The sequence below is a fragment of the Brevundimonas sp. GW821-FHT12C05 genome (assembly GCF_058807475.1).
In genome coordinates, this window is record NZ_JBXAQS010000001.1 from 1,228,185 (window position 1) to 1,250,118 (window position 21,934).

General features: G+C 69.3%; 22 protein-coding genes and 2 tRNA genes. 12 read left to right on the forward strand and 12 right to left on the reverse strand.

What is annotated here, in order from left to right:
* Nucleotides 1–24: 24 nt before the first annotated feature.
* Genes AC1RRF_RS05720 through AC1RRF_RS05730 form a run of 3 tightly spaced genes read right to left on the reverse strand, consistent with a single transcriptional unit; the run spans nucleotide 25 to nucleotide 1,870 of the window.
* On the reverse strand, nucleotides 25–468 hold the full coding sequence (locus AC1RRF_RS05720; protein ID WP_492833495.1) for a flagellar basal-body protein FlbY: 444 nt from the start codon (nucleotides 466–468) through the stop codon (nucleotides 25–27).
* The gene (locus AC1RRF_RS05725; RefSeq protein WP_492833496.1) at nucleotides 465–761 is read right to left on the reverse strand and encodes a rod-binding protein; all 297 of its coding nucleotides are present in this window, start codon (nucleotides 759–761) and stop codon (nucleotides 465–467) included. The genes AC1RRF_RS05720 and AC1RRF_RS05725 overlap by 4 nt, the downstream gene beginning before the upstream one ends.
* A gap of 2 nt (nucleotides 762–763) precedes the next feature.
* Nucleotides 764–1,870 (reverse strand): flagellar basal body P-ring protein FlgI, encoded by a 1,107-nt coding sequence (locus AC1RRF_RS05730; protein ID WP_492833497.1) that lies wholly within the window; start codon nucleotides 1,868–1,870, stop codon nucleotides 764–766.
* A gap of 153 nt (nucleotides 1,871–2,023) precedes the next feature.
* Here AC1RRF_RS05730 and AC1RRF_RS05735 point away from each other — a divergent pair, with 153 nt between their 5' ends.
* From AC1RRF_RS05735 to gltX, 3 genes are all read left to right on the forward strand, one after another.
* Nucleotides 2,024–2,479 carry a flagellar assembly protein FliX gene (locus AC1RRF_RS05735; RefSeq protein WP_492833498.1) on the forward strand — a complete coding sequence of 152 codons (456 nt, stop codon included), beginning with the start codon at nucleotides 2,024–2,026 and terminating at the stop codon, nucleotides 2,477–2,479.
* 181 nt (nucleotides 2,480–2,660) lie between these two features.
* Entirely contained in the window at nucleotides 2,661–3,089 is a 429-nt protein-coding gene (dksA, locus tag AC1RRF_RS05740) for an RNA polymerase-binding protein DksA (protein WP_492833499.1), read from the forward strand.
* 84 nt (nucleotides 3,090–3,173) lie between these two features.
* The gene (gltX, locus tag AC1RRF_RS05745; protein WP_492833500.1) at nucleotides 3,174–4,508 is read left to right on the forward strand and encodes a glutamate--tRNA ligase; all 1,335 of its coding nucleotides are present in this window, start codon (nucleotides 3,174–3,176) and stop codon (nucleotides 4,506–4,508) included.
* An 81-nt stretch (nucleotides 4,509–4,589) separates the two neighbouring features.
* On the opposite strand, the gene AC1RRF_RS05750 is transcribed toward gltX, so the two are convergent.
* A complete protein-coding gene (locus AC1RRF_RS05750) occupies nucleotides 4,590–4,880 on the reverse strand; it encodes a DUF8200 family protein (RefSeq protein WP_492833501.1) in 291 nt (96 codons plus the stop codon).
* A gap of 128 nt (nucleotides 4,881–5,008) precedes the next feature.
* Nucleotides 5,009–5,605: an LOG family protein gene (locus AC1RRF_RS05755; protein ID WP_492833502.1), complete on the reverse strand. Its 597-nt coding sequence runs from the start codon at nucleotides 5,603–5,605 to the stop codon at nucleotides 5,009–5,011.
* A 77-nt stretch (nucleotides 5,606–5,682) separates the two neighbouring features.
* Between AC1RRF_RS05755 and AC1RRF_RS05760 the strand changes: the two genes are divergently transcribed.
* Complete coding sequence (locus AC1RRF_RS05760) at nucleotides 5,683–6,435, forward strand: hypothetical protein (RefSeq protein WP_492833503.1); 753 nt, start codon at nucleotides 5,683–5,685, stop codon at nucleotides 6,433–6,435.
* Between the two features lie 67 nt (nucleotides 6,436–6,502).
* Here the strand turns inward: AC1RRF_RS05760 and AC1RRF_RS05765 are convergent, their stop codons facing one another.
* Nucleotides 6,503–7,708: a glycosyltransferase family 4 protein gene (locus tag AC1RRF_RS05765; RefSeq protein ID WP_492833504.1), complete on the reverse strand. Its 1,206-nt coding sequence runs from the start codon at nucleotides 7,706–7,708 to the stop codon at nucleotides 6,503–6,505.
* Between the two features lie 150 nt (nucleotides 7,709–7,858).
* A tRNA-Asn gene (locus AC1RRF_RS05770) sits at nucleotides 7,859–7,933 on the reverse strand.
* A gap of 71 nt (nucleotides 7,934–8,004) precedes the next feature.
* Between AC1RRF_RS05770 and AC1RRF_RS05775 the strand changes: the two genes are divergently transcribed.
* Nucleotides 8,005–8,808 (forward strand): TrmH family RNA methyltransferase, encoded by an 804-nt coding sequence (locus tag AC1RRF_RS05775; protein WP_492833505.1) that lies wholly within the window; start codon nucleotides 8,005–8,007, stop codon nucleotides 8,806–8,808.
* 338 nt (nucleotides 8,809–9,146) lie between these two features.
* Here the strand turns inward: AC1RRF_RS05775 and AC1RRF_RS05780 are convergent.
* A tRNA-Cys gene (locus tag AC1RRF_RS05780) sits at nucleotides 9,147–9,220 on the reverse strand.
* Between the two features lie 115 nt (nucleotides 9,221–9,335).
* Here AC1RRF_RS05780 and AC1RRF_RS05785 point away from each other — a divergent pair.
* The 5 genes from AC1RRF_RS05785 to AC1RRF_RS05805 all read left to right on the forward strand — a co-directional run bounded on the left by AC1RRF_RS05785 (nucleotide 9,336) and on the right by AC1RRF_RS05805 (nucleotide 15,987).
* Complete coding sequence (locus tag AC1RRF_RS05785; RefSeq protein ID WP_492833506.1) at nucleotides 9,336–9,965, forward strand: protein-L-isoaspartate O-methyltransferase family protein; 630 nt, start codon at nucleotides 9,336–9,338, stop codon at nucleotides 9,963–9,965.
* Nucleotides 9,966–10,095: 130 nt separating this feature from the next.
* A complete protein-coding gene (locus AC1RRF_RS05790) occupies nucleotides 10,096–11,580 on the forward strand; it encodes a TolC family outer membrane protein (protein ID WP_492833507.1) in 1,485 nt (494 codons plus the stop codon).
* A 148-nt stretch (nucleotides 11,581–11,728) separates the two neighbouring features.
* Entirely contained in the window at nucleotides 11,729–12,376 is a 648-nt protein-coding gene (locus tag AC1RRF_RS05795; RefSeq protein WP_492833508.1) for a DUF2497 domain-containing protein, read from the forward strand.
* 135 nt (nucleotides 12,377–12,511) lie between these two features.
* Nucleotides 12,512–15,256: a valine--tRNA ligase gene (locus tag AC1RRF_RS05800; protein ID WP_492834140.1), complete on the forward strand. Its 2,745-nt coding sequence runs from the start codon at nucleotides 12,512–12,514 to the stop codon at nucleotides 15,254–15,256.
* On the forward strand, nucleotides 15,253–15,987 hold the full coding sequence (locus tag AC1RRF_RS05805) for a TlyA family RNA methyltransferase (protein ID WP_492833509.1): 735 nt from the start codon (nucleotides 15,253–15,255) through the stop codon (nucleotides 15,985–15,987). The genes AC1RRF_RS05800 and AC1RRF_RS05805 overlap by 4 nt, the downstream gene beginning before the upstream one ends.
* A 219-nt stretch (nucleotides 15,988–16,206) precedes the next feature.
* On the opposite strand, the gene AC1RRF_RS05810 is transcribed toward AC1RRF_RS05805, so the two are convergent.
* Nucleotides 16,207–16,866: a glycine zipper 2TM domain-containing protein gene (locus AC1RRF_RS05810; protein WP_492833510.1), complete on the reverse strand. Its 660-nt coding sequence runs from the start codon at nucleotides 16,864–16,866 to the stop codon at nucleotides 16,207–16,209.
* Between the two features lie 158 nt (nucleotides 16,867–17,024).
* On the opposite strand from AC1RRF_RS05810, the gene AC1RRF_RS05815 reads away from it, so the two are divergent.
* Entirely contained in the window at nucleotides 17,025–18,269 is a 1,245-nt protein-coding gene (locus AC1RRF_RS05815) for a class I SAM-dependent RNA methyltransferase (protein ID WP_492833511.1), read from the forward strand.
* Here AC1RRF_RS05815 and AC1RRF_RS05820 read toward each other — a convergent pair.
* Nucleotides 18,205–18,888 carry a DUF2306 domain-containing protein gene (locus AC1RRF_RS05820; RefSeq protein ID WP_492833512.1) on the reverse strand — a complete coding sequence of 228 codons (684 nt, stop codon included), beginning with the start codon at nucleotides 18,886–18,888 and terminating at the stop codon, nucleotides 18,205–18,207. The genes AC1RRF_RS05815 and AC1RRF_RS05820 overlap by 65 nt on opposite strands.
* Complete coding sequence (locus AC1RRF_RS05825) at nucleotides 18,888–19,655, reverse strand: MipA/OmpV family protein (RefSeq protein ID WP_492833513.1); 768 nt, start codon at nucleotides 19,653–19,655, stop codon at nucleotides 18,888–18,890. The genes AC1RRF_RS05820 and AC1RRF_RS05825 overlap by 1 nt, the downstream gene beginning before the upstream one ends.
* 229 nt (nucleotides 19,656–19,884) lie before the next feature.
* Between AC1RRF_RS05825 and AC1RRF_RS05830 the strand changes: the two genes are divergently transcribed.
* The gene (locus tag AC1RRF_RS05830; RefSeq protein ID WP_492833514.1) at nucleotides 19,885–20,712 is read left to right on the forward strand and encodes a LytTR family DNA-binding domain-containing protein; all 828 of its coding nucleotides are present in this window, start codon (nucleotides 19,885–19,887) and stop codon (nucleotides 20,710–20,712) included.
* 28 nt (nucleotides 20,713–20,740) lie between these two features.
* On the opposite strand, the gene AC1RRF_RS05835 is transcribed toward AC1RRF_RS05830, so the two are convergent.
* Nucleotides 20,741–21,814 (reverse strand): PA0069 family radical SAM protein, encoded by a 1,074-nt coding sequence (locus tag AC1RRF_RS05835; protein WP_492833515.1) that lies wholly within the window; start codon nucleotides 21,812–21,814, stop codon nucleotides 20,741–20,743.
* Between the last annotated feature and the right edge of the window lie 120 nt (nucleotides 21,815–21,934).

The following is a 21,934-nucleotide window of genomic DNA, read 5'->3' on the forward strand; positions in this document are numbered from 1 at the left end:
GCCGCGTTTGCACGAACGTCTGGATCACGCCGTCCGGTTCAGCGCCACGGCGCGACCGTCGCCCGTGTTCGCCTGTCCCGATGCGCCGTAGGCGGAGGGGGAGCCGCGCTGGCTGGCGACCTCGGCGGCGATCGTCTTGACCAGGCCTTCGGAGATGACGCGGGCGGCCTCGACGGCGCGGGCGTGGCGCGACAGCACCGACTCGAACAGCTGGGTCGCCTTGATCAGGGCCGCGCGGAGCGGGACAGGCGCGGCGGCGATCGCGGCCGGGTTGGCCTTCAGCTGGGCCGATTCGCGGCGATAGACATTGGCCAGTTCCTGGGTGGCGGCGACGGTCGCCGCGGCGTCTTGCGGGCGGCGCGCCTCGAAGGCCTTGGATTCCTCGACCAGGCAGGCAGTCAGGCGCTCGGTCAGGTCGGTCATCCGCTGCACCCGGGCGGTGGCGTTCACGACTTGAGATTCAGTCATTGTCCCTGCTCCTGCATCTTCAGCATCTGCGCGACGACCTGATCGGCCAGGCCGATGCCGCCCGCCTTGACGGTCTGTTGGGCCATGGCGTCGATCATGAAGCTGCGCCATTGGCCCTCGGCCTCGCCGCCGCCGCCGATCCCGTCGGTCTTCAGGCCCTCGAACATCGGTTTGAGCATCTGCGACAGGAAGGACGCCTCGAACTGTTCGGCGGTCTCGCGCATCTTCCGGGTGACCTGCGGCGCCGCCGCGGCGGCCGCGGGCAGGGCGGAGGAGACGGTCAGATCGGTCATGCTCACATCACCTCGATGTCGGCTTGCAGCGCGCCCGCGGCCTTGATGGCCTGCAGGATGCTGATCATGTCGCGCGGGCTGACGCCCAGGGCGTTCAGGCCGTTGACCAGGCTGGAGAGCGAGGTCCCGCCGCCCAGCATGCGCATCTGCACGCCGCGCTCTTCCTCGACCGAGACGTCCGACTGGGGCACGACCACGGTCTGGCCGCCGCGGCTGAAGGGCTCGGGCTGGCTGACTTGCGGGTTCTCCTGCACCGAGACCGTCAGATTGCCCTGGGCGATGGCCACGGTGGAGACCCGCACGGCCTCGCCCATGACGATGACGCCGTTGACCTCGTCGATGATGACCTTGGCCGGGGCGTCGACCTGGACCGGCAGGTTCTCGACCCGGCTGATGAAGCCGGCCATGCCGAAGCCGGTCGGTGCGCGCAGGGCGACCACGGAACCGTTCTCGGCCAGGGCCGTGTTCGGATAGGACTGGTTGATCGCGGCGGCGACGCGCTGGGCCGTGGTGAAGTCCGGATTGCGCAGCGTCAGCCGCACCTCGTTCATATTGGCCAGTTCGAAGCCGGTCTCGCGCTCGACCGTGGCGCCCGAGGCGATGCGGCCGGCGGTCGGCACGCCGCGTGTGACCGACGAGCCCGAGGCGCCCGAGGCCGAGACCGAGCCGGTCTGGATCGAGCCCTGGGCCACCGCATAGACCTGACCGTCGGCGCCCTGCAGGCCGGTGACGATCAGCGCCCCGCCCAGCAGGCTCTTGGCGTCGCACATGGACGAGACGTTCACATCGATGCGCGCGCCGGGGGTGGAGAAGGCGGGCAGGTCGGCGGTGACCATGACCGCAGCCATGTTCTTGGTGTTGGCCGTCGAACCGCGGATGTTGTTGCCGAGACGCTCGCTCATCCCTTCCAGCGACTGGCGGGTGAAGGGGCAGTTGCGCAGCGAGTCGCCGGTGCCGGCCAGGCCGACCACCAGCCCGTAGCCGACCAGCTGGTTGGACCGCACGCCCTCGATGGCGGCGATGTCCTTGATCCGCGACTGGGCCATCGCCGGCGCGGCGAATCCGGCCAGGGCGGCGGCGGTCAGGAGGGAGGCGAGCAGTTTCTGCATCGGTCGGAGGTCCGCGAACAGTTGTACGTCCCGTGATGCCAGCGGCGTGCCAGATGAAAACATCAGCGAAATCAACAATCGATCACGCCAAGAACCCGGCGCCGACGGCAATTTCTGCCGGGCCGTTAACCAAACGGTGACCTGCGTCGCCTGATGGTCCGTCATGTTCTGGAGTCGCACCGCATGAAGGTCACCGGCGCCACCGGCCCCTCGGCTTCCCAGGGTTCGCGTCCCGCCAAGGCCGCGAGCGGCTTTTCGGTGTCCGGCGGTTCGTCCGCCGCCCCGGCCAGCGCCCCGGCGACCGCCGCTTCCGTCTCGGGCGTCGCCGGCATGAACGCCCTCATGGCCCTGCAGGGGGTCGAGGACGCCACCGAACGCCGCCGTCGGGCCGTTCGGCGGGGAAGCGGCCTTCTGGACCGGCTGGACGAACTGAAACTGGCCCTGCTGTCGGGCGAAGCCGGGGAGGGCGCGCTGGAGCGCCTGACCCGAACCCTTCGCGAAGACCGCCCCGAAGACGCCGATCCGGCCCTGACCAGCCTGCTGGATCAGATCGATCTGCGCGCCGCGGTTGAACTGGCGAAGGCCGATCTTCGCCGCAACGCAGCGTAAAACGGCATAATCGTCCCCAAAATCACCCGTCACGCGTGTCAGGTGATGAAGAAATGTCACGGTCCCGGTGATCGATGAACCTTCACGGGTCACGCCCTTGAGAGCGTTGTTGCCGCGACTCTTCGTCATCCCTATACGCAGCGGTGCGCCACAGGGGGGCGCTGCTTAGAGCGTGAGTGCGATGAACGCATTGGCGTCTGTGATCGAGCCGGCCGCCTATAGGCCGTCTGACGATGAGCCGTTCATGAATGAACGGCAGCTCGCCTATTTCAAGGGCAAGCTCATGGACTGGAAGGACGATATCCTTCGCGAGTCGAAGGGTACCGTGACCAATCTGAAGGCCGAGACGGAGAACCATCCGGATCTCGTCGACCGGGCGTCTTCCGAATCTGATCGTGCGCTGGAACTGCGCACGCGGGATCGTCAGCGCAAGCTGATCTCCAAGATCGACGAGGCCCTGCGCCGGATCGAGGACGGGTCGTACGGCTTCTGCGAGGAAACCGGCGAACCGATCAGCCTCGGCCGTCTCGAGGCCCGCCCGACGGCGACGCTGTCGGTGGAGGCCCAGGAGCGACACGAACGCCGCGAGCGGGTTCACCGCGACGACTGATTCCGACGGCCCGTCGGGCCGTCGGCCTTGACTTGAGGGGCTGCGGGCGCGACCTACCGCGCCTCGCGTTTCAAGGTCGTCTCAATGTCCGTCAAGGTCCGTTTCGCCCCGTCTCCGACGGGTAAGCTGCACGTCGGGAACGTGCGCACCGCCCTGGTGAACTGGATGTTCGCCAAAGGGCAGGGCGGCGGCTTCGTGCTGCGCATCGACGATACCGACCTGGCCCGCTCCACGCCCGAGTTCGAACAGGGCATCGAGGACGACCTGACCTGGCTGGGCATGCTCTGGGATGAGCGTCACAACCAGTCCAAGCGGTTCGACCGCTATGAGGAGGCCGCCGGCCGCCTGAAGGCCTCGGGCCGCCTCTACGCCTGCTATGAAACCTCCGAAGAGCTGGACCGCCGTCGCAAGGTGCAGCTGTCGCGGGGCCTGCCGCCCATCTACGACCGCGCCGCCCTGGACCTGACCGACGCCGAGAAGGCCGCCTATGAGGCCGAGGGCCGCCGTCCGCACTGGCGCTTCAAGCTGGAAGGCAAGCGCGTCGCCTGGGAAGACCTGGCCCGCGGCCACGCCGAGGTCGACACCGCCTCGATGTCGGACCCGGTGCTGATCCGCGAGGACGGCCTGTTCCTCTACACCCTGCCGTCCGTCGTCGACGACATCGACATGGCCATCACGCATGTGATCCGCGGCGAGGACCACGTCACCAACACCGGCGCCCAGATCGAGATCTTCGAGGCGCTGGGCGGTCCGGTTCCTGAGTTCGCCCACATGCCCCTGCTGGTCGGCGCCGACGGCGCGGCCCTGTCCAAGCGTCTGGGCTCGCTGTCGATCAGCGAGATGCGCGACCTCGGCTATGAGCCGATCGCCATCACCAGCCACCTGGGCCGTATCGGCACCTCGGACCCGCTGGAAGTCGGCGCCTCGGTTCAGGCGCTGGGCGACAGCTTCGCCTTCTCCAAGATGGGCCGCTCGCCCGCGCGCTACGACACCGCCGATCTGGACCGCCTGAACGCCCAGGCCCTGCACGCCATGGACTACGCCGTGGCCCAGCCGCGCCTGGCCGCGCTGGACGCCGATCTGGGCGAGGCCTTCTGGAACGCCGTGCGGCCGAACCTTCAGAAGTTCGCCGATGTCGTTGAAATGGCGGCTATCGTGCGCGGCCCGGTCACGCCGGTGATCGAGGACCCCGCCTTCGCCTCCGCCGCCCTGGCCGTGCTGCCCGAGGCGGTCGACGAGACCCTGTGGCCGACCTGGACCAATGCGGTGAAGGAGGCGACAGGCGCCAAGGGCAAGGCCCTGTTCATGCCGCTGCGCCTGATCCTGACCGGCCAGCCGCACGGTCCGGACATGGCGACCATCGCCCCGATGATCGGCCGCGAGCGCATCGTGCAGCGGCTGAAGGGCGAAACGGCCTGAGCCGGCCGGCTTTCCTGTGCCGGACAGCAAAAAGGCCGCCCCTCACAGGGCGGCCTTCTTCTTTTCAGCCGTGCGCGCCGATCAGGCGTTGCAGGCGGCGATCTCTTCGCTCGTCAGGGCCGTGCCCTTGTAGGTGAAGGCCGAGACGGCGCCGAAGCGGGCGGCGACGCGGCGGCAGGCGCGGGCGGCCGGCTGGTTGGCGCCGCCGGTGGCGGTGCAGGTCGCGCCTTCGCAACGCCAGTTGGCGCCGTCGATGATGGTGCGGCCGGCCGGGGCGCGGGCGGCGTCGGCCAGGACGGCGCTGGTGGCGGGGGCTTGGGCGAAGGCGGGGGCGGCGGCGAACAGGGCCGCGGCGACGATGAAGGCGCGCATGGGGAGGTCTCCGAATGGGGTCGGGTCTCGCAGTCGAGCCCGCCGCTTCAGTGTGCGTTGTTATTCAAAACTGTCAAGGGCGCGTTGCCAAACGAAACGCAGCGGCGCGCGATCTGATCGACGATTACTTAACGCCGATCATGTTGCAAGTGAGGCATATCGTCCGCCGCCTGCATCAGGGCGATCGCTTCCTCGACCGTATCGACCACGCTGTAGCCTTCGCGGAACGTCTCGGGCGTCATCTTCTCGGTGATGCCGTGCTCGATCGCGGCCAGCAGGGTGTCCCAAAAGCCGTTCAGGTTCAGGAAGATCACCGGTTTGTGGTGCAGGTCCAGCCGCTTCCACGACAGCACCTCGATGACCTCTTCCAGCGTGCCGACGCCGCCCGGGGCGACCACGAAGGCGTCCGACTGGTCGTACATGATGGTCTTGCGTTCGTGCATCGAGGTCACGACCAGGGTCTCGACCTCGTCGAACAGGCGCTCGCGGCTGCGCAGGAAGCCCGGCATGACGCCCAGCACCCGGCCGCCGGCCTCGTGGGCGGCCCGGGCCGAGGCGCCCATCAGGCCCACCCCGCCGCCGCCGTAGACCAGCCTCCAGCCCGCCTGGGCCGTCTGCTCGCCGAACTGGCGCGCCGCGACGGTATAGGCCGGATCGGACAGGTCGGAGGAGCCGCAGAACAGGCAGACGGACTTGCCGTCGAACGGCTGGATGGTGATGGTCATGGAGCCTCGATGATAGGGAGACAGCGGCGGCCTCGCCGCGCTATCCGGTGGGCCTACTTAACCGCCGGAGAGACGGGATGAAACGGGCCATCTGTGTCGCCGCGGCCGCCGCGGCCTTCGCCGCCCTCGCGGGCTGCATGCCCGAGCCGGAGCGGGCCGACCGCGACGCCGCCGGAAACGCCACGGGCTGGACCCAGCCGCCCCAGATCCTGGCCGTGCGCCGGGCCCAGGCCAGCCTGATCTTCTCCGGCCAGGCCGAGCCGGGCGCGCGAGTCGTGCTGCGCAATGACGAGGGCGCGGCCTATGCGGCGGCGGCGGATCCCGACGGGCGATTCGAGATTCGCATGGCCGCGCCTTCGGGCGTCCTGCTGCTGCGTCCCGAAACCCAGGTCGGCCAGGATGCGGCGGGCTCGCCCGACCGGCTCCTGATCATCGCCGGCGGTCGGGGGCCCATCGCGGTCTTGCGATCCGGCGGCCCGGCCCGGCGGCTGGACGCCGCCCCGGCGCTGGGTGCGATCGACAGCGACGGCCAGTCCCTGCTGGCCTCAGGCCGTACGGGAACGGCGGGCCAGGCCGTGGACGTCTCCGCCGGCAGGGACGCCCTGGAGGTCGAATCCGGCCAGGGCGGGCGCTGGAGCGTGCTGCTGGACGCGCTCGCCCCCGATAGCGTGGTCACGGTCGGCGGCCAGAGCTTTGTCTGGCCGGGCCCCGGCGCGGCCGGTCATGACCTGCAGGTCGAACGGGCCGGGGCGGGATGGCGCGTCGGCTGGACCGGCCCGCGCGGCGCCCGACAATGGACCTGGCTGCCGGACGCCGTCCCCGCGACATGATTTACTTGCGGTTAACCAATTCAGTCCCACGGAGGGATTGTCTTCTCTTCTTCGAGGACACCCACCATCACCGAACTTTCCAGCCCGGCGTCCGCGTCGGGCTTTTTTCTTGCGCCGCCCGGGCGCGCCGCTGGAGCCGCACGGCCTGCCGGACGCGCAGCAGTTCGAGGGCCCGGCCTTCGGGACTGTGGGCCTCCATCACATACTGTTGGGCGGCCTGCGCCATCGCGATCCGCGCCCGCGGATGCCGGATCATCCGGTCGATCGCGGCGGCGAGGGTCTGCGGCGTAATCTCGTCCAGGTAGACCGCATAGGGGCCGCTGGCCTCGCGCAGGCCGCCTCGTCCCGAGGAGATAAGCGCCGCTCCCGCCGCGTGCGCCTCGACGGCGGTCAGACCGAACGGCTCGGCCCAGAGCGAGGGCGTCAGGGCGATAGCCGCCGATTTCATCTGCTCGCGCACCTCCGGCAAGGGGGCCGACCGAAGCACGGTCACGCGCGCGCCGTATCGCTCCAGGGGCGCCACATGCGGCTGGGCCCAGCGTCCGTGCTGGTCCCAGTCGTTGAGCATCAGGACCGCGCGCCATGCCGGATGCCGGTCCAGCACCGTGGGCAAGGCGGCGCAGACCTCCGCCAGGCCCTTCTCGGCCATCGCCCGCGCCGCGAAGGCGATGACGGGCTCGCGATGTTCGGGCGGCGCCAGCCACGGGGTCGTGTCGATCGGATTGGGAACCGCCCAGGCCTTCTGCGCCAGATCGGGATAGTCCCGGGCGAAGAGGTCGCGCTCCGACACGCTGACGAAGACCAGTCCGTCCATCCGCCCGTATCGGGCGTTATAGCGCCAGGTGTCGATCCAGTGGCGGCCCGTCTTCAGGGCGTTGTGGCGATAGAGCAGGTGCGCCGCCTCGGGCATGGCTCTCGACACCTGGGTGGCCTGCTTGACCTGCTGATGATGCTCGATGACGTCCGGCTTGAAGGCGCGGAGCCCAGCCAGCAGCACCCTCAGGCGTTCCCGACCCGACGACGGCAGGGTTTCGACTTCCGGCGTCTCATGATCGTCCGCGCCCGCGCAGCAGAAGATTCGCACCTCCTGGTCGCTCAACGGCCCCGCCAGGGTCCGCACCACGGTTTCCATGGAGTTCGGCGCGCCGGCCGAGAATCGGCTTCCGGAGGGCAGCAGGATCGCCGTCCGGATCCGGGGGCGCAGTTCGATGACCGCAGGCGCCTCCCTTGGCCGCAGAATTTGCGGGCGGGCTGCCAGGCTGGACGAGATCATGGGGAGGATCCGGGATGACGCCGCTTGGCGGCTCTCGGATCGTGGACGCCGCGAGCGGCCCTTTGCCTTGCGTTGCGTCGAAAGAACGACGGATGACGCTAGGGGGCAGGGGTCCCGTTCAACCCCCAGGATGGGGGAAACAGGGGGCGATGGCTCCGCGGGTAGGATTCGAACCTACGACCAGCCGATTAACAGTCGGCTGCTCTACCACTGAGCTACCGCGGAAGAGGTATCGCTCGGGAAGGCGGGCGCTATAGCAGCGGGAATCTCATCTACGCAACGGGAAAAGTCGGAACTTGGAAATCATCCGCATCGAGAACCCTGAAGACCCCCGCATCGCGGGCTTCTGCGACATCCGCGAACGGGACCTGACAGGGCGTCAGGGCCTGTTCGTGGCGGAGGGGGAGGTGGTGCTGCGCGTCCTGACCTCGGTCCATGCCCTGTGCCGCCCCCGCGCGGTGCTGCTGGCCGAAAGCAGGGTCGGGGGGCTGGCCGACGCCCTGGCCGGCCTGGCGGATGGCGTGCCGGTCTATGCGGCCGGGCAGGGGGTTCTGGACGCCATCGCGGGCTTTCCTCTTCACCGGGGCATCCTGGCTCTCGGCGAGAAGCCGTCCGCGGCGCCGCTGGACGATCTGCTGGGCGCCATGGGATCGGACGCATTGGTCGTACTGGCCTCAGGCATCGGCAACCACGACAACATGGGTGGCATTTTCCGCAACGCCGCGGCCTTCGGCGCCGATGCGGTGCTGCTCGACGCCCGCTGTTGCGATCCCTTCTACCGCAAGGCCATCCGGGTCTCGGTCGGGGCGGTCCTGCGCACGCCCATGGCCACGGAGCTGGATCCCGCCTCGACGGTCGAGGCGCTGAAGGCCGCCGGCTTCCGCGTGCTGGCCATGACCCCCGCCGCGACGATGACGCTGGACGCCGCCCCGGTCGGCGGCCGGGTCGCGATCGTGCTGGGGCCGGAGGGGCCGGGGCTGGACGAGGGGGTGATCGCGCGCTGCGAGCCGATCGGGATCCGGATGTCGGGCGGCTTTGATTCGCTCAATGTCGCCGTCGCGGGGGGAATCGCCCTGCATCATTTCGCGCGACACACGTAAAACGATCACCAAATCGCGATTAACGCTTTGTACACCTTGATGAACCGCCGGAGCTGTGTCGCTGTAGCGGGGTCCGGGGGAGTTGAACAATGTTGGGCGGAATCTTCGTCTTCGTGCATCGCAATGCGCGTGTCGGCATCGTCGTCGCCATCGTCGCGGCCGCCGTGGGCGCGGCTACGGCCATCGGCTGGGTGACGGCGCCCGTCTAGAATCCCCGCAAAGCCATTCGACAGGCCCGCTTCCGACTCGGCTGCGGATGAACCACGCGGTCAGCGGCACGCGGCCTGCGCCGCGCGGACGTGGCGCGGGACGGCGTCGGAAAACTGAAAAACTCGCGATGGAGGCCTGAGCCGGAATCGAACCGGCGTACACGGATTTGCAGTCCGCTGCGTAACCACTCCGCCATCAGGCCGTTGAGCCTTGGTGACCAAGCCATCCATCGCGAGGCGGGTTCGCTATCAGATCGGATTGTCCGCCGCAACGCACAGACCTATAAGCGCGCCAGATTTCAGCAGGATTCCCCCAAGATGGATTTCGCCGCCGCACGCAAGGTCATGGTCGACAGCCAGGTCCGGGTGAACGATGTCACCGACCGCGCCCTGCAGGCGGCGCTCCAGGCCGTGCCGCGCGAGCGCTTCGTGCCGGCGGACCGCGCCTTCTCCGCCTATGCCGAAATCGAGCCTGAAATCGCGGGCGGCCGTCGCCTGATGCTGGCGCGGGACCTGTCCAAGCTGCTGATGGCCCTTGGCGCCAAGGAGGGCGAGCGCGCCCTGAGCGTCGCCGGTCCTTACGCCGCCGCCGTGTTGGCGCGGATGGGTCTGAACGCCACGGCCCAGGAATCGGACGCCGCCGTGTTCGACGTCGTCGGCGCGGCTCTGGCCGACGAGGGTGTCGCCGCCGTCGTCGCGCCCCTGTCGGCCCCGGCGGGCGAGGGCTACGACGTCATCATTTCCGAGGCCGCCGTGCCCGGTCGTCCCGAGGCCTGGCTGAAGGCCCTGTCCGTCGGCGGTCGTCTGGCCGTGGTCGAGCGCACGGGACCGGGCGGCAAGGCCGTGCTCTACATGCGTGGCGAACAGGGCATATCGCGACGGGAATTGTTCGATGCGGCGCCGCCGGTGCTTGCGGAATTGACGCCCGAACCCACCTTCGCGCTCTAGATCCTCTCCCTCCGACGGAGGGGCTGGGTTTTGCGCGTGAAAAAAACTTAACTGGCGCGGGACTAAACCGTCCCGCATCAGGCCTTGGGATACGAAGGGCGCGCATCCCCCGCGCCAGGCAGGAACCATCATGCTGAAACGTTCGCGTGCGCTCGCCTCGGTCGCCGTCATCGCTGTGATCACCGGCATGGGCGCTCCCGCCTGGGCCGAGACCCTGCAGGAAGCGATTGCACTGGCCTATCGCACCAATCCGCAGCTGCTGGCCCAGCGGGCCAACCAGCGCGCGCTCGACGAATCGATCGTCCAGGCCCGGGCCGGCCTGCGCCCGACCCTCGATGTGACCATCGGCGCCAACTATACCCGCGACTACGGCGACGGCCCCCTGGTCAATCCGGACAGCGACAGCGCCTCGGCCAGCATCGGCGTCGGCCAGACCCTGTGGAGCGCCGGCCGTATCGGTCACGGCATCACCGCCGCCGAGGCCAACATCCTGGCCGGTCGCGAAAACCTGCGCGACATCGAGCAGAACGTCCTGGCGCTGGTCATTCAGTCCTACGCCGACGTGATCCGCGACACCGATATCCTCGCCATCCGCGAAGCCAATCTGAACGTCCTCCAGCGCCAGCTGGAAGAAGCCAGCGCCCGCTTCGAGGTCGGTGAGATCACCCGCACCGACGTGGCCCAGTCCGAAGCCCGTCTGGCCCAGTCGGAAGCCGATCTGGCCAACGCCCGCGCCCAGCTGTCGGTGTCGCGCGCCGCCTACGCCGCCGTCGTCGGCCAGTCGCCGGGCGATCTGGCTCCCATGCCGGTCCTGCCGGGGGTTCCGACCGATTTCGACAGCGCCTTGAACGTGGCCCTGGTCGACAATCCGGGCATCCGCGCGGCCACCTATTCGCTGCGCGCCGCCGAGGCCAATGTCGCCGCCGCCAAGGCCGAATACCTGCCGTCGCTGCGCGCCACCGCCAGCTATGGCGGCGCGAACAGCGACTTCGACCGCTTCGGCGATATCGCCGACAACACCCGCCTGACCGCCGGCGCGACCCTGTCCGTGCCGCTGTTCACCGGCGGCCTGAACTCTTCGCGCGTCGCCCAGGCGCTGGAACGCGCCAACGCCGCACAGATCGCTGTCGAGGGCGAGGGCCGCAGCACCCTGCAATCGGTCAGCTCGGCCTACGCCCAGTCGATCTCGGCCCGCGCCACCCTGACCGCCGGTCAGGAAGCCGTCCGCGCCGCCACGGTGGCCGCCGAGGGCGTGCGTCAGGAGGCCCAGGTCGGCCTGCGCACCACCCTGGACGTGCTGAACCAAGAGCTGGAGCTGCGCAACGCCGAGGTCACCCTGGCCAGCTCGCGCCGCAACGAATACGTGGCCCAGGCCAATCTGCTGGCCGCCATGGGCCGTCTGGAAGGCCAGGACCTGGATCCGACCATCACGGTCTACGATCCCGCCGCCAACTATCAGCGCGTGCGCAACCGCGGCGCCCTGCCGTGGGACGCGGCGATCGAAAGCCTCGACCGTCTGGCCGCACCGGCGATCGTTCCGGCCACGGACGCCGAGGACGCGCCGATCGACGCCCAGCTGAAGTCCGAGGTCGTTCGGACCGCGCCGCGCAACTGATCCTGACGAGCTCGCGCCGCAGGGGAAAAACGCCCGTTGATTCCGACGGGCGTAGATGCGACGACAGCCGTGCGGAGGGGGGAACCGCTCCGCAGGCCCAGCCATTTCGATCAGTCCGCCCGCCTGAGTGGGCGTCCGGGATTTCGCCATGACCGACCAGACCGCCCAGGAACCGACGATGGAGGAAATCCTGGCGTCGATCCGCCGGATCATCTCCGAGGACGACGCGCCGGCTGAAACCGCGCCGGTCGCCGCCGCGCCGGAACCTGAGCCGGCCCCCGAGCCGGAGCCGGAACCCGCGCCGTCGCCCGCCTTGATGGACGAGACCCCGTCGGTGCAAGAGCCCGAGGCGTCGGACGAGGACGTTCTGGAGCTGACCGACACCTACGAAGCCCCGGCCGCCGAGAGCATCGGCGACCTGGATCTTTCGCCCGCCGAGCCCGAACCCTTCCCGGCCGAGCCGGTCAGCGAGTCGGTCTTCGCCCCGCCCGCCGAAGTTCACACGCCGGAGCAATCGTCCGTGCCGACCAACAACTACGACTCCCTCGTCGGCGACAGCGCCGCCGCCAGCGCCGCCTCGGCCTTCGCCGGCCTGGCCGCCAGCTTCCAGAAGCCGGCCGCCGCTCCGGCCGCCTCGGGCCCGGACCTGACCTTCGCCAGCGGCTCGACCGTCGAGGCCATGGTCGCCGAAATGCTGCGCCCGCTGCTCAAGGACTGGCTCGACGCCAACCTGCCGGCCATCGTCGAGGAACAGGTACGCAAGGAAGTCGAACGCATCGCCCGCTCGGCCGGCTAGCTTCACCTGCGCACCGATCTTTACTAGATCACGACAGGGCGGCTCCCGGCGGAGCCGCCCTTTTCCGTTTCCGCTCCGCCCTTGAATAGCGACACGCCGCGCGTGTCGCGGTAGGGCAAAAGAATGACCACCCCCATGCTCGACAAGACCTTCGATCCGAAATCCGCCGAACCCCGCCTGTATGCGATGTGGGAGGACAGCGGCCTGTTCGCGCCCCGCGCCGCGACGGCCACCGACGGCGCGGCCGACGCCTATTCGATCGTCATCCCGCCGCCGAACGTGACGGGCTCGCTGCACATCGGCCACGCGCTGAACAACACCCTGCAAGACATTCTGGCCCGCTATCACCGGATGCAGGGCAAGGCCGTCCTGTGGCTGCCCGGCACGGACCACGCGGGCATCGCCACCCAGATGGTGGTCGAGCGCCAGCTGGCCGCCGCCGGCAACATCGGGCGGCGCGACATGGGCCGCGAGGCCTTCGTCGACAAGGTCTGGGAATGGAAGGCCGAGTCCGGCGGGACCATCGTCGGCCAGCTGCGCCGCCTGGGCTCGTCCTGCGACTGGTCGCGCGAGCGCTTCACCCTCGACGAGGGCCTGAACGCCGCCGTCCGCAAGGTCTTCGTCCAGCTGCACAAGGACGGGCTGGTCTACCGCGACAAGCGGCTGGTGAACTGGGACCCGCACTTCCAGACCGCCATCTCCGACCTCGAGGTCGAGCAGAAAGAGGTCGACGGCGCCTACTGGCATTTTGCCTATCCGCTGGCCCCCGATGAAGACGGAAAGCCCGTCACCTATGAGCACCCCGTCGCCTTCGACGAGGACGGCAAGGCGACGGAGTACGAGACCCGCGACTACATCGTCGTCGCCACGACCCGGCCCGAGACCATGCTGGGCGACACCGGCGTCGCCGTGCACCCGAAGGACGAGCGCTACGCCGGTCTGGTCGGCAAGTTCGTGACCCTGCCTATCGTCGGCCGCCGCATCCCCATCGTCGCCGATGAGTACGCCGACCCGACCAAGGGCTCGGGCGCGGTGAAGATCACCCCGGCACACGACTTCAACGACTTCCAGGTCGGCAAGCGCGCCGGCCTGCCGTCGCTCAACATCCTGGACGCCTATGCCCGCGTCACCGCCGCCGACACCCCGGACGTGCCCGCCGAATACGAGGGCATGGACCGCTTCGCCGCGCGCAAGGCCATCGTCGCCCTGGCGGAAGAGGCCGGCTGGCTGAAGGAGATCGAGAAGACCAGGCACATGGTCCCGCACGGCGACCGCTCGGGCGTCGTCATCGAGCCGTGGCTGACGGACCAGTGGTACGTCGACGCCCACACGCTCGCCCAGCCGGCCATCAAGGCGGTGGAGCAGGGCGACACCGTCTTCGAACCGGCCAGCTACTCCAAGATCTACTTCGAATGGCTGCGCAACATCGAGCCGTGGTGCATCTCGCGCCAGCTCTGGTGGGGCCATCGCATCCCGGCCTGGTACGACGCTGATGGAAACATCTACGTCGCCGAAACCGAGGACGACGCCATCGCCCAGGCGCGCGGCAAGCCGCTGACGCAGGACGAGGATGTCCTGGACACCTGGTTCTCCTCGGCCCTGTGGCCGTTCTCGACCATGGGCTGGCCCGAGAAGACCGAGGACCTCGAGCGCTTCTATCCGACCAGCGACCTCGTCACCGCCGCGGATATCATTTTCTTCTGGGTCGCCCGGATGATGATGATGGGACTTCACTTCATGGATGAGGTTCCGTTCAAGCGGGTCATCATCAATGGCCTGGTCCGCGACGAGAAGGGCCAGAAGATGAGCAAGTCCAAGGGGAACGTCATCGACCCCCTCGGCATCATCGACGAGCTGGGCGCCGACCCGCTGCGCTTCACCATGGCCATCCTGTCGGGCACACGCGACATCAAGCTGTCGAAGCAACGCATTGAAGGATATCGCAACTTCGGCACCAAGTTGTGGAACGCCGCTCGCTTCGCCCAGATGAACGAGGCGCGTCGCGTCGCGGGCTTCGATCCGGCCAACGTCGAGCAGACCATCAACCTCTGGGTCCGGGACGAGCTGACCAAGGCCGAGCGTCAGATCTCCAGCGCCATCGAGGCCGGCCGTTTCGACGACGCCGCCTCGGCGCTGTATCGCTTCGTCTGGAATGTCTTCTGCGACTGGTATCTGGAACTGGCCAAGCCGGTCTTCCAGGGTTCGGACGAAGCCGCCAAGGCCGAGACCCGCGCCATGACCGCCTGGACCCTGGACCAGACCCTGAAGCTGATGCACCCGGTCACGCCCTTCATCACCGAAGAGCTGTGGGACAAGCTGGCCGAGGAAGGCGCGCCGCGCAGCGAACCGACCCTGATCGGCGCCGCCTGGCCAGTCTTGCCCGACAGCTATCTCGACATGGACGCCAGCGCCGACATCAGCTGGCTGATCCGTACCGTCTCGGAGATCCGCTCCAGCCGCGCCGAGATCGGCGTGCCGCCGGGGGCCAAGCTGACGCTGGCGCTCTACAACCCGACCGCCGACATCAAGGCGCTGTTCGACAAGCACGGCGAGTTGATCAAATCGCTGGCCCGCCTTGAGGCCATCGAACAGGTCAGCGAACAGCCGCCGGGATCGATCACGCTGCTGGTCGGCGGCGCCTCCGCCTTCATGCCCCTCAAGGGACTGGTGGATCTGGACGCCGAGCGCGCCCGCCTGACCAAGGAGATTGCGGCCTTCGAAAGCGACATCGGGCATGTGAACAAGAAGCTGGGCAACCCCAACTTCATCGCCCGCGCCGCGCCCGAAGTCGTCGAGGAACAGCGCGAGAAGCTGGCCGAGGCCGAGGCCGGTCGGGCCAAGCAGGCCGCCGCCCTGGCGCGCCTGGACGGAGTGGGATGAGCAAGGTCAGGCTCGACCAGCTCCTCGTCGCCCGCGGCCTGGCCGAAAGCCGGGCCAGGGCGAAGGCGGCCATCGAAGCCGGCGGCGTCACCATCGACGGCAAGCCCGCCCGGGCCGCCTCGCAGACGGCGCCGGAGGACGCCGTGATCACCTTCGTCGAGGCCCACCGATTCGTCGGCCGGGCCGCGCTGAAGCTGGATCACGCCCTGACCGTGTGGCCGGTGGCCGTCGAGGGACGGACGGTGCTGGATGTGGGCGCCTCCACCGGCGGCTTCACCGAAGTCTGCCTGGAGCGCGGCGCGGCGCGGGTCTACGCCATTGACGTCGGGCAGGGACAACTTCATCCGCGCCTCGCCGCCGATCCGCGCGTGATCAATCAGGAGAAGACAGACGCCCGCGACCTGACGCCGGATCTGATCCCCCATGCGCCCGGCCTGATCGTCTGCGACGCCAGCTTCATCGGTCTGGCCAAGGTTCTGCCTGTCGCCCTGGCCCTGGCCGCGCCGGACGCCGATCTGGTCACCCTGGTGAAGCCCCAGTTCGAAATGGACAGCCGCGCCGACATCGGCCGGGGCGGCGTCGTCAAGGATGCGGAGGCCCGTCAGGCCGCTCTTGAGCGCGTCTCCGCTTGGCTGAAGACCAGGGGATGGTCCGTTCAGGCCAGCGCCGAAAGCCCGATCACCGGCGGCGACGGCAACGTCGAGTATCTTCTTTGGGCGAAACGCCTCTAGCGAGGCGATTCGGGGCGCTATCGCTCACCGCGCGGCGGCTCGCTGCTTGAGCGCAAGCGTGCGCAAAGCGCCAGGCCGCGTCGGGTCGGGAGGTCCCGAAGGGCCGACGGTCCGCGGCCCTCCAGAATGGAAAAGCCCCCGATGGATTTCTCCACCGGGGGCCTCCGTCACATCGCCGATCGACAGGGGGGCTGATAATTAACCGGCGACGCGATCTCGTCAGTAACCGTTGCAGACCTCTTCGTACCGGGTCACCAGACGGCCGTTCCAATCGCGGCTCTGGGTCGACACGGTGCGGCAGCCGTAACGGTCGCTGCGGTAGTCCGACCGGTCGTCGTAGCGGTAGCGGTCGTCGTACCGGTCGTCATAGCGACGGTCGTCGTAGCGGCTGTCATAGCGGTTGTCGTTGTAGCGGCTGTCGTAGCGGCCGTAGCCGTCGTCGCCGTACGAATATCCGCGGGCGTCCTGGTACCGGTCGCAGTCACGCGCGGAGTCGTTGCCGATCGCGCCGCCGACGACGGCCCCGAGCACGCCGCCCAAGATGCTACCCTCGGTGCGGCGGCCTCGCGCGGCCAGTTGCGAACCGGCCACCGCGCCGACGCCGGCCCCGATGGTGGCGCCCGCGCCGCGGCGCTGGTTGCGGTCGCTGCGGCAGTATTCAGGACTGTCGTAGCGCGACGAATAGCGGTCCGACTGGCCGTAGTAGCTGTCGTTGTAGCGGTCGCCGTACTGCTGGCCGTAGCTGTTGTAGGAGCCGTAGCGGTCGGCGCCCTGGTAGCTGTAGGTCTGGGCCGACGCCGTGGCGGGGGCCAGCAGCAAGCCGGCGGTCGCTGCGATAACGGCGGCGGTCGCGGCCTTGCTGGTGAAAGATGCGAACATCGGCTTCATCCTGATTAGCAATTCAAACCCGACAGCCGAACGGCTCGGCTCGTTGTCTGTTGCATCCGTTATGAAGGTTCGAAGCTGAACGGCCTTTGATCGCGGCGTTCATCTTCGTTCATGTTTCGCTCGGGAGCCGTTCCCTCTAGAAGCGTCCGATGACGGAAACGCTGATTATCGCGCGCGTGGGCGGGCAGGGGGACGGGATCGCCGAGACGGCGGCCGGCCCCGTTTTCGCCCCCCTGACCCTGCCGGGCGAGACCGTGCGCGGCGTGGTCCGCGAGGGGCGGCTGGAAGAAGTCGAGATCGTCACCCCCAGCTCCGACCGGATCGCGCCGGTCTCGCCGCAGTACGGCGATTGCGGCGGCTGTTCGCTGCAGCACTGGGCGGCGGAGCCCTATCTGGACTGGAAGCGCGAACAGGTCCGGCTGGCCCTGGCCCGCGAGCGGATCGATATCGCGGTCGAGCCGACCGTCGCCATCGCCCCCGGCACGCGCCGCCGGCTGGCTCTGCACGCCCGGCGCGGGGCGGACGGCAAGGCCATTCTCGGCTTCAAGGCGCGCAAGAGCTGGCGGCTGGTCGAAATCGCCGCCTGTCCGGTGGCCGATCCGCGTCTGGTCGCGGCCCTGCCGGCCCTGGCCCGGGTCGCCGACGCCTTCCTCGAGCATCCCAAGTCCGCGCCGACCCTGCACGTCACCCTGACGCTGGACGGCCTGGATGTGGACGTGACGGGGGTCGAGCGCCGCTCAGGCGGCCTGTCGCGCGACGCCCAGATGCGGGCCATCGCGGCGTCGAACGCGGCCGATCTGGCCCGGCTGAGCCTGGCGGGCGAGACCCTGGTCATGGCGCGCCAGCCCCATGTCCAGTTCGGTCCCGCCACCGTGCCCGTGCCCGCCGGCGGCTTCCTGCAGGCCGCGCCGCCCGCCGAGGCCGCCATGGTCGAGCGCGCCGTCGCCGCCGTGAAGGGGGCCAGGAAGATCGCCGACCTGTTCTGCGGGGCCGGGACCTTCACCTTCCCGTTGGCCCGGGTCGCTCCCGTGCTGGCCGCCGACGGCTCCGCGCCCGGCATCGCCGCCCTCAAGGCCGGGTTCAAGACCGCCAAGGGCGTCAAGCCGATCGAGGCCCAGGCCCGCGACCTGTTCCGCCGCCCCATGGCCCCCTATGACCTGCGCGGCTGCGACGCCATCGTGCTGGACCCGCCGCGCGCCGGGGCGCTGGAACAGACCCAGCAGATCGCCCAGACCAAGGCGACGACCGTGGTCTACGTCTCGTGCAACCCGGTCACCTTCGCCCGCGACGCCCGCGTGCTGATCGACGCCGGCTTCGGGCTGGAGACGGTCACCCCGGTGGACCAGTTCCTGTGGTCGGCGCATGTGGAGCTGGTGGCGGTGTTCCGGCGCTAGCGCGCGTCGCGGCTCCCAGGATCAGGATCTCGCAGACCACCAGATTGGGCGCCCATGAGCTCCAGGCGGTGAAGACATAGGCGACGTCGAACGGGATGTCGGCCACGCCGGTCAGGACCAGCAACTGAAGCCGCAGGCTGACCCCGGCCAGGGTCAGGGCGTAGCTTCGCATCATCCAGGCCCGGTGCTCGGCCCTGTTCCCGCCGACCGCGGCCAGCACGCCCATCGCCGTGCACGACAGCCAGAACAGGGTCAGCAGCAGGAACCCCGCGACGCCCACCGGCCCGCCCAGGGCGAAGGGCAGGAGCAGGGCGGCGCCGGTCGCCGACAGGACGACGGCGATGACATAGACGCCGCCCAGAAGCCGGTGGAACAGGGGGCGAATCCGCCCGACCAGGCTGAACTGGAGCGCGCCCGCCAGCAGGGCGACCGCCGCCGCGCCGGCGTGCAGCAGGGTCGCCGCCAGCCGGCGCCGTTCCGGATCCCGCTCGCCGAAGAAGCCGTCATAGGCGTCCGGGCCGAGGAAATAGGCCACGGACGCCCCCGCCGTCAGCAGGAGCAGGCCGCCCGCCAGCGCGCGGACGCTCCACTTCAGCGATCCCCGAACGATCCCGCTCATCAGAAGCTGTAGCCGAAGCCGATCAGCGTCTGGACCTCGAAGTCGTCGCGCAGGCCGGGGTTCTCGCGCGCGGATTCGCCCAGATAGGCGCCGCCGACATAGGCGATGACGACGATGCGGTCGGTCACCGGCCACAGCATCGTCAGGTCGGCGCCGATGTTCAGCCCGCCCTCCCGAACCTCGAACACCGGAAGCGGCGTCGTGACGGCGTCCTCGATCATGTCACGGTGCTGCTCGGCGCTGACGCCGTACATGTGGTTGGCGGTGGCCCGGTCCTGCCAGGCGACCTGCACGGCTGGTGTCACCGTCACCGCACCGACCGGAACGGAGACCTCGTAGCGCGCGGTCGCCTCGCCGCCCTCGAACTCGCCGGTGATGTCCCGGCGGTAGTCGATGGAGACGGTCCCCGCGGATCCGGCCCAGGATGCGCGGACGCCGGCGTCGGCGGTCACCTGTTCGCGATTCTCGCCCGGCAGGGCGCGCGCGGCGACGAAGGCGTCGACCGAGAAGCCATGATCGCTGTCGGGCCCAAACCTCCAGGTCGCGCCCGCCTCCAGGCCGTCGACGTAGAAGACGCCGCGCCGGGCCACGAGGATCGGGATCGGGAAGACCGAGACGCCTTCCCCCTCGAACGGGGAGCGGTAGGCCAGGGCGCCGGCGCCGAGCACCAGCCGGTCCTCGTCGGAGGCGTGGGCGAGGGCGAGGGCTGGGGACAGGGTGAACGCCGCGACCAGGGCGGCGGCGGCAAGGCGGTGTACGCAAGGCATGGCGATCTCCTGAAACCCGCCCCGGTCATCGCGCCGGGCGTCTCGGTTCCGGTTCGGCCTTTGGGTGCGGGCCTCGCCACGGGACAACAGCGGTTTCGTGAAGACGGCCCGCCGCGTCGTGAAACCGCCGCCGACGCATTCACGCTTCGTGAAAGCGCCGTCCCTTCGCCTTGTCCGGCGCCCTGCACGGCGCTAACCCGGATCGGCGGGCCACGGAGGGGAGGGCGGATTGCCGGGACGGGAGCTGGACATCGTGGCCTTCTGGGCGGCCGATGACCGGCGGACGCTTGCGCGGATTCTCGCCTTCCTCGCCGCCCCCGTCCTGATCCTGACGCTGCTGGAGCCGTTCGACAGCGGCGGCCTGCCGTTCGCCCTTCGGCTGGCTTACTGGACCGTCCTGCTCGGTGCGCTCGGCCTCGCCTTTCCTTTGGCGGTCCGGCTGGTCCGGCGACAGGCGCGGGCGCACGGGGTTTCGGCGCTGGTCATCCTGGGCGCAGCCTGCGCCGTGGCGGCCCTTCCGCTATGGGCCCTGGTCGAAGGGCTGGACTGGGTTCTGGCCGCCGTCATCGCGCCCCTGTTCGGACGCCCGGTCGCGGCCGAGGCTCCCTTCGCGGGCGAGCCTCTCGCCCTGCTGGCCGCCTATGTCTCCGTCTGCCTGGTGACGGCGCTGATCGTCGGCGGGATCAGCCTGTTGCGGCTGGCCGCGAGCCGTCGGTCCGAGCCGGTGAAGGCGATCGCCCCACCCGGCGTGCGCTTCCTCTCGCGCCTGCCGGCCGGCGTCGCCGGCGACCTGGTCTGCATCCGCATGGAGGACCACTATCTGCGCGTCACCACGCGCAACGGCGAGGCCCTGATCCTGATGCGGATGCGCGATGCGCTGGGAGAGTTGAAGGACTATCCGGGGCTGCAGGTGCACCGCTCGTGGTGGGTCGCCGCCGATGCGGTGGTTCGCCTCGCGCGCAGCGGACGCCGGCTGGAGGTGGTTCTGAAGAACGGAACGCGGGCGCCCGTATCGTCCACCCATCGCGGGCAGGTGGAAGGATTCGTGTTCGGCTGAGGCGGACCGTCGTTCGGCGCCCCTTCAATCAGGCCGCGTCGAACAGGTCCCCCTGTTTGCGGGCGCTGGCGGGGACGCGGAAGCGGCTCTCGTCCAGAATCGGACGCGGGCCGTCCAGGCCATAGCGCTTGATCGCCGCGCGGAAGCGGGCCCCGATCAGCTCGGCCACCGGGCCTGAGCCCTTCATGCGCTGCGACCAGTCGGGGTCATAGTCCCGACCGCCCCGGGTCTGTCGGACCAGCGACATGACCCGCGCCGCGCGGTCCGGCCGGGCGTCGGCCAGCCATTCGCGGAACAGATCCTTGATCTCCAGCGGCAGACGCAGGGTCACATACATGGCGCTGGTCGCCCCGGCCTTGGCCGCCGCTTCCAGGACGGATTCAAGCTCATGGTCATTAAGGCCGGGAATCACCGGCGCGAAGCCGACGCCCACCGGCACGCCCGCGTCGGCGAGCCGCGAAACGGCCTCCAGCCGTTTGGCCGGGGTCGAGGCGCGGGGCTCCATGGCGCGCGCCAGCTTGCGGTCCAGGGTGGTGATCGAGACGAAGGCCGACGCCAGCCCGTCGCGTCCCATCGGCCCCAGAATGTCCACGTCGCGCGCGATCAGCACCGACTTGGTGATGATGCTGAACGGATGGTTGAACCGCTGCAGGACCTCCAGGATCGACCGCGTCGACCTCAACTCGCGCTCGACGGGTTGGTAGGGGTCGGTATTGCCGCCTACGTGGATGCGCCTGCAGACGTATCGCGGCTTGCAGAGCTCCTGTTCCAACAGGTCCGCTGCGCCGGGCTTGAAGAAGAGCCGGCTCTCGAAATCCAGGCCCGGGGATAGGCCCATCCAGGCATGGGACGGACGGGCGTAGCAGTAGATACAGCCATGTTCGCAGCCCTTGTAGGGGTTGATGGACCGGTCGAAACCGACGTCCGGACTGGTGTTCTTCGCGATGATCGTCCGGGCCGCCTCGGGCGTCAGGGTCGTGCGCAACGGCGCCGCCTCCGCGTCCTGATCGGTCCATCCGTCATCGAAGGCCTCGACCGTCTCCGGCTCGTAGCGCCCGGTCGCGTTCGACCTCGCACCTCGCCCCTTCGCAATCTCGACCATGCTGGGACGATACCGCGAAATGAGAACAAAGCAAGAACTCAATGCCCAATAAAAAGGCCCGCCAATCTAAGCGGGCCACTTTGGCCTCAAGCGGCGCGCGACCGCGTCGCAAGCGATAGG